Raw genomic sequence first — 6,674 nt, 5'->3', positions numbered from 1 at the left:
TCTTTCATTACAGTATTTCCATCTGGCTAACGCCTAGCGTAATCGGCCGGCTTTGGAGCGCCAGCGGAAAAGCCGGTCCGCGTTGACGCTTTTGTTATGTGCATATTGCTCCCTGCCTACCGGATGCCTTCATCCACCAACGCCTGCTGCCAGTCCTTTTCCATCACCATCCTGAACCGCATGGGTTCGTCCTGGTCCTCAAGCGCAAGTTGGCCAATGGAGGCCGTTACATCGGCGTAGCGAGTAAACAGCTCGAACAGCTTGCGCTTGTATTCGGTATCGTCGTTACCTTTGAGGTGGTCTCCCTTGGTCTCCAGCACCGAGAAACGGAATTTGCCTTCCTCGACGCCGTGGACGCATGCCAGCAGGTCAGGGTACACCCGATGCCGGTGCCAGCCCTGCAAGCCATAGGAGCGCTGGTTGACGGCGATTCGGTGCCACCAGTAAACACACTGGCTTTCATCCAGATACCACGCGGTATTCTTTTCCAGGTCGTTGAGTTCCTTCTGGTAGACCTTTTCAAACAGGCTCTTTTCCAGTGGCTCGCCGTTCTTGCGGTACAGCAAAGGGTCCACATCGGCCACATCAATTTCCAGGGTCTCGGCAATTTTCCAGTTCAGTGCCGGGTCATTGGAGGCGACCAGTCGCAGGGCGATTTCCCCGCTATCGAGCTTTTCTCGAAACAGGCTTTCGGCCATGGCGTTAACCTGCTCGCGCAAGTCGGCCTTCATGGTCTGCACCAGGTCCAACCGATTCACATAAATCTGTTCATCGGTCACGCCTTTGGCCCGCAGGGCGGCCAGGGTTTCGTCCAGCAGGCGCATCCCCTGCCAAGGGTTGGGCACCACATCGAGTAGCTGGCGCACCAGATAGGGGACGTCCAGCCCTTCCTCGGGCAAGGCATCGACCGCCTCCTGCTCCAGTTCGAACACCGTCTGCCCTGTCTCCTTCGCCTTGCGGTCCAGGGTCACGCGCGCCACCGTGCGTTGCAGCTTGTCGTCATCCATGACGGCCTTATCAGCCAGAAACTGCAATGCTTCCCAATCCAGGGTGCCCAGCACATCGCGTTCGTAGTCCAACGCACGATAGCCATCCGGGGCACTGCTATCACGGTGCAAGACACGGGGTAGAAAGATAGGCGGCAATCCAGCGAACTTCTCATTTCGCTGTATCGTTTCCCGGCGCATATTACGGGCCTGGCCGCTGGCAGGATCTACAGCTTTGACGCTGGAAGCCAAGTCGGCCATACCTTCATCTTCCAGTCCCTTGCGCACCCCATCGACCGCCACCGTCACATCCTGATCGAACGTGAAGACGTAACACTCGTCCAGAGCTTCCACACCGGTTGTCCGAGCGTGGGGTTGGCGCAGCACTCGCCCGATCATCTGGGTCAACGCTGTGGTGGCCGTAGTGCGTGACAAAATAGCCAGCACATAGGCAAAGGGGCAGTCCCAGCCTTCGCGCAGGGCATCCTTGGTGATGATAAAGCGCACTGCCGAGGTGGGTGACAACAGGTCTTCGTCGGCCAGCTCGTCATCACTGGAGGTCTTGAGCCGGATATGCTCTTCCTTCACTCCCAACTGGTCACGCAGGTATTCACGGGCGTCCTCAGCGTGTACGAACCCGGCGTCGCGCTGCTCTTTACCGGTACGCTCCACCCGCACCAGTACAATAGGACGGATATAACGACCAGACTCGTTCTGAAACGCCAGCGCCGCCGCTTCCAATTCCTGCTGCTTGGCATGAGCCAGCGACAACGTGTGCCGCCAACCGCCCTTGCCTTCGTTGATGACATTAATCGGCAGCTTGATCATTTCCTCATCTTTGAGGTCGGTTCCCGGTACGTTGACCAGCACGTTAGACTGGTGTTTGCCGTTGGTGTTGGGCGTCGCGGATAGCTCCAGAATGAAGCGCGGGTTGAAGCCCGCCAAGGTATCGCGGGCGGTATCGGAGCAGGCCCTATGGCCCTCGTCAATCACCACCACCGGGCGTACCAGCCGCAACACATTGCCCAGACTCTGCTTGACCGACACCGTACCCGGCACCACGCCATCGGCATAGCCGAGGTCGGCCAAATCATTCTGGTCAAGGTTTGGTACCTGCCCAAGCAGCTGCACATTCGCCTCGTTGTCGTCTTCCAATGGAAAGAAAGAAGTGAAGCGACCGCTGTCGCGGAACATCCGCAGTGTTTCCTTGGACTGGCGCGCCGCCGAAGGCAGCATCAGCAGCATCACGCACAACTGGCCTTCCACATCCTTACGGGTGAAAGCATCTCCCTTCTCAAGCAGCTTCACTCGGCCACCAGAAGCCCGCTCCAACATCTGCCGGTAGGGGTGTTCCCTATTGGCCAGTTGCTTCCAGGTTTGCCGATAAATCGCATCCGAAGGCACCACCCACAACACCATGCCGGTCTGGCGCTTGAAGTAGTCCGTCTGCACCCGTTCCAGCGAGGCAGTGGCCAGCAATGTCTTGCCGCCACCAGTCGGTACCTTCAAGCAGATATTCGGGATCGACCCGCTCAAGCCATCGTGACGCGTTAGATAAGGAGCCGCCACGGGCTTGCCGTCATGATAGAGGTAGGGCAACAAGCGTTCCGTATTGAGCTGATCCCAAGCTTCCCGGCAGTAATCGCCCAAGCTGGCCACTTTACCCTTGCTCTTCTGGAACTCGACAAAATCTTCGGCTTCTTCCCGCTTTTCAGCCAGCACCGTCAGATAGCGATCCAGCCGCTCAAGTACGCCCTGCTGGTATTCCTTCAGCTCCATGCTCAATCCCCCAGAATCCGGTGTACGGCATAGGGCAACTGGCAGAACTCAATGCGCCGCGCCGTCAGCTCCTTCTGGCTCATGAACTTGGCCACCGCGAACACAATTGCTCGCTTGCCCTTCTTGTTACCCGCCTCAATCGCAGCTACTCGCTCGGCATTTAGCGCCGCCTCATTGGAACGTAGCCACGCTTTATCGGGCTGGTAGAACAGATGGATGCGGAACAGGTCGGTTTCGCCGATTAGACCATCCGCCGCAGGCTTGCCCACCTTGTCCAGGGACTGGCCGGTGGCGGTATAGAACACATAGCGGGCCAAGGCTTCGAAACCCGGCATCCCTTCACCGGTCAGCAGACCTTCAATATCAATGGGTTCGCCCAGAGTGCAGTAGGTGAAGCTGCCACCCAAACCCGGCGCGGTATCTTTCACCGCGCGCTCGCCCGTAACAGTCAGCACACCATCTTTAATCTGTTTTTTGATAGTGTCGTATTCGTGCCCGTGAAGATTCTCAATGGACGCAATATGATCCATTACCTTTTTGCGTCGCTTCTCGTTGTTGAATGTAGTCCAGGTGATATTCTCTCGGTACAGCTCTTCGCGTTGGGTTCCGGTATAGGAGTAGCCGCTGATTACCCGACGGATGCGCTCCGCAGTAAGGGTATCGGCGTAGTCTTCACATTCGATCAGAATGAAGCGACGATTACCGTTGTCATTTTTATTCGCTTCCAGAACAGCATGAGCCGTAGTGCCCGAGCCTGCGAATGAATCCAAAATGACGGACTCTTTATGCGTGGCTAGCTCAATAATCTTCATTAAAAGCCCTACTGGCTTGGGGTAGTCAAAAGTCTTGCCTCCCATCATTGCTGACAAGAGCTTGCCGCCTAACTCAGTATTGACAGCGCTTTCATCCCAAATGGTTTTGGGTTTCTCTGTTTTTTTTACGTCCCCTCGATTTAAATAGTCTCTTATAAAAATATCCCAGCGCTCTCCACCTCCTTTCGACCTAACTATGCGGCCATAGACTCGCGCCATTTCCTCCTTTACTTTAGGACTTGACCACATCCAGCGACCCTCTCTACCGTCAGATTTTCGAGGGAGCACTTCAGCTGTAAAATTTTCGGTCTTTTCCAAAGAAACTTTACCACTATGCTCGTCAACGTATAAAGGGAAAAACATATCTGGGCGCTCTTCTCTGAGCGAAGCCGCTCCCCTTTGCCTCAACCCCAACTCTCTCCAGCGCTCTCCGAACTCATCCTCTTGATCATAAGAAGTCTCCTTTTCATCAGAAAGTTCTAGTCCATTCAACTCAAGATACTCTTTGTTTTTCGAGTAAACAAAGCAGTAATCATGTACAGTTGCGAAGAAGCTGTCTGACTGACGGCCTCTCGGATTTGCTCGTGTAGTAATGGAGGCTATAAAATTTGCTTTGCCAAAAATCTCGTCACAAAGCAACTTAAGCGAATGACCTTCATTGTCATCTAATGTAATGAAAATGCACCCATACTCCGCGAGAAGATCTCTCAGAAGATTAAGTCTAGGCCACATCATGCATAACCACTTGTCATGCCGCTCAAGGTCTTCTTTATCTACCGAGTTGGCCGATTTTTTAAGCCACTCCTTCATCAAGGGCGATCGTACATTATCGTTGTAGCACCAACTTTCGTTTCCTGTGTTGTAGGGCGGGTCGATAAAGATACAGTCCACCTTACCTGCATGGGTGGGCAGCAGCGCTTTGAGTGCTTCTAGGTTATCCCCATGAATGATCAGATTATCATCCAGCGATGGCTGTTTTCCTGCAATAGGAAGCGACTTTTCAGGCACCACCTGCAATTCACGGAACGGCACCCCAAGATGATGGGAATAGACAAACTGCTTACCCTTGAACTCAAGCGTGGGCATTAAAAACTCCTGATCCAGTCAAAGCACGCCGTGAAGGCGGGCATCTGTTGTTTAATTTCAGCCGCGCTCATGTCGCGCAGCCGCTGTTCCTGTTCGATGCAGCCTTGCGGCCAGGCCCAGGAATAGGCGGCCAGCCAGCCGGCTTGCGTCATTGCACATAACGCCCGGCTCACACGCCGGTTTGGAGCTGCGAAGCGGCGGAAAATCGGTCGTTGTGCAGCCGTTTGTTAGCACTATTTTCGGGTTATCCAATTTGCGACGAAGTCTGGATTTATTAATAAGTAGGCCCCACCCAATAAAAAAGCCACAAATACGAACCAGACTTTGCCTGAGAAAAACGAGGTAGATCTTGTCAAGAAAAACCAAAATCCTTGCATAGCTCCAGGCGAGCGTTGATTCATCAGAGCTAGATAATGGATTGATGAAAATGCAGTAAAAATAATCGCTAATGCAACGAGTGCAACGCCAGACACATGAGCAAACATAAAGTTTCGCCCGTACTCGCTTAACCAGTCAGTGTAGAAGCCCAAAAAGCTATTGTTTATCGCACCCTGCTGAATACTTGGATCGAAATTTATCTTCGCCAAATTAAGCAGATAGACAGAGACACAAAGCAATATCATTGGGCCAGCCGTGTAAAGCCACCAGTCATCCGATGTATAGTGCCCCTTAGCCAAAGATATAATTATTGTCGTAACCGAAAAGCTCAACACTGATAATATAGCGGTCGCCAAATAATACTGAACCACATCGAAATATATAGCGTACTTCCAAATCATAAAAACTAGGGCAAAAACACCTATTATTAACAATGCCACTCCATCATCCGATCCATTAGATGTCCGGCTTCTCTCGACAACCTTAGTTACATAAATGGTCCTTGTTTGAGTAACCGTTGCTGGAGCCTGTGTCCCAGGAGACTTCGTCAAACCTGAAAATAAAGCTGCAAAGATCACCCCCATTAAAGGGCCAAGCAGTAGGCTCTGCGCCAAAGGGTTGTGTACAAATTCCAAAATTACTTCCATTTCTGAGGGTGTCTCCTGAACGGTGCTAACGCCTGAATTAAGCCGCGCCGCGAAGCAGCGTCGGCTTGAATGAATTGTTAGGCATCAGCTGACTCCCCAGAGTGCGTTACATTTACAATTGTGTTGCCCTTGTGCTGCGCGATAGTGAGCATAGGAGTTGCTTTGCACCCCTCACACCAGAAATGAACTGTAAGACCGTTGCGACGAGAACTTGGGTTCCCTGAAAGAGACGTGTCCATAGTGGCTTTACCCTCCGCAACAGTTACGTGCAACCCAGATGTTGCGTCTTCACTACGATCGAAGATCTCGACTCGATCATGATGTAGATAATTAAATCCGCAATTTGGGCAGAGGAGTTCAGCACCCCAGCCATCCTCATAGTTGTCGAGCTTGACCTGCATTGAACTCTCCTCTGATGTCTAACGTTTGAGGTAAGCGGCTGGCTCAAAGCCAGTCCGCTTGAGCGATGGGTTAGAGATCATTACTTTGCCCCTTCACCCAACAAAAACCTGCATGGCGTATCGCCAAACGAGCTTGAGAAATAGGGCCGATATGGTGCGTACTGCGTGTATGACTTGTAGGGCTTGTACTGCTTATACGATTTGTAAGGCTCATACTGTGTGGAGCCGAGGGCTTCTTTGACTGCGCAGGCTGCATTTCCTTCGTGATCACGGACAACGCCTTTTACGAACCAACCAAGATGTTTACCGTTAAAACCATAGACGTGATAGCCACCGCTGCTGTCCTTCTCAAGGTATGCGACTGGTTTCCCACTCCAAAGATATATCGTTAGCTCGTCATCAATGGCGATATACGCCTCGGCTTTTCCTGCACCATTGAATAAAGTTACTTCATCGTCGGCATGTGCGACAACTGCCAAAGTGCTTGTAAGCAGTACAAAAATGAAATGGAGGAGTCGGTTCATTTGATGATCTCTAACATGTATTAGATTGCCTTCCACATAAGCCAATCATCGTGAAGGCGGT

5 protein-coding genes are annotated in these 6,674 nt (G+C 52.2%); all 5 read right to left on the bottom strand.

What is annotated here, in order from left to right; all coding sequences use genetic code 11:
- Nucleotides 1-116: 116 nt before the first annotated feature.
- The 5 genes from HMPREF3179_RS03400 to HMPREF3179_RS03380 all read right to left on the bottom strand — a co-directional run bounded on the left by HMPREF3179_RS03400 (nt 117) and on the right by HMPREF3179_RS03380 (nt 6,613).
- Nucleotides 117-2,765 carry a DEAD/DEAH box helicase gene (locus HMPREF3179_RS03400; RefSeq protein ID WP_070469728.1) on the bottom strand — a complete coding sequence of 883 codons (2,649 nt, stop codon included), beginning with the start codon at nt 2,763-2,765 and terminating at the stop codon, nt 117-119.
- A 2-nt stretch (nt 2,766-2,767) separates the two neighbouring features.
- A complete protein-coding gene (locus HMPREF3179_RS03395) occupies nt 2,768-4,663 on the bottom strand; it encodes a site-specific DNA-methyltransferase (RefSeq protein WP_070469727.1) in 1,896 nt (631 codons plus the stop codon).
- Nucleotides 4,663-4,815: a hypothetical protein gene (locus tag HMPREF3179_RS12210; protein ID WP_168160348.1), complete on the bottom strand. Its 153-nt coding sequence runs from the start codon at nt 4,813-4,815 to the stop codon at nt 4,663-4,665. Before HMPREF3179_RS12210 ends, HMPREF3179_RS03395 begins: the two co-directional genes overlap by 1 nt.
- An 81-nt stretch (nt 4,816-4,896) precedes the next feature.
- Nucleotides 4,897-5,688 (bottom strand): hypothetical protein, encoded by a 792-nt coding sequence (locus tag HMPREF3179_RS03390; protein ID WP_070469726.1) that lies wholly within the window; start codon nt 5,686-5,688, stop codon nt 4,897-4,899.
- A gap of 481 nt (nt 5,689-6,169) precedes the next feature.
- Complete coding sequence (locus HMPREF3179_RS03380; protein WP_083290684.1) at nt 6,170-6,613, bottom strand: 4-fold beta flower protein; 444 nt, start codon at nt 6,611-6,613, stop codon at nt 6,170-6,172.
- Nucleotides 6,614-6,674 lie beyond the last annotated feature (61 nt).

Source organism: Oligella sp. HMSC09E12 (genome assembly GCF_001808505.1).
Classification (GTDB): Bacteria; Pseudomonadota; Gammaproteobacteria; order Burkholderiales; family Burkholderiaceae_B; genus Oligella; species Oligella urethralis.
This window is presented reverse-complemented; position numbering and strand designations above follow the sequence as displayed.

Coding starts and splice junctions, on each gene's coding strand:
- HMPREF3179_RS03395 (WP_070469727.1), bottom strand. CDS start 4,663: ATGCCCACGCTTGAGTTCAAGGGTAAGCAGTTTGTCTATTCCCATCAT.
- HMPREF3179_RS03390 (WP_070469726.1), bottom strand. CDS start 5,688: ATGGAAGTAATTTTGGAATTTGTACACAACCCTTTGGCGCAGAGCCTA.
- HMPREF3179_RS03380 (WP_083290684.1), bottom strand. CDS start 6,613: ATGAACCGACTCCTCCATTTCATTTTTGTACTGCTTACAAGCACTTTG.
- HMPREF3179_RS03400 (WP_070469728.1), bottom strand. CDS start 2,765: ATGGAGCTGAAGGAATACCAGCAGGGCGTACTTGAGCGGCTGGATCGC.
- HMPREF3179_RS12210 (WP_168160348.1), bottom strand. CDS start 4,815: ATGACGCAAGCCGGCTGGCTGGCCGCCTATTCCTGGGCCTGGCCGCAA.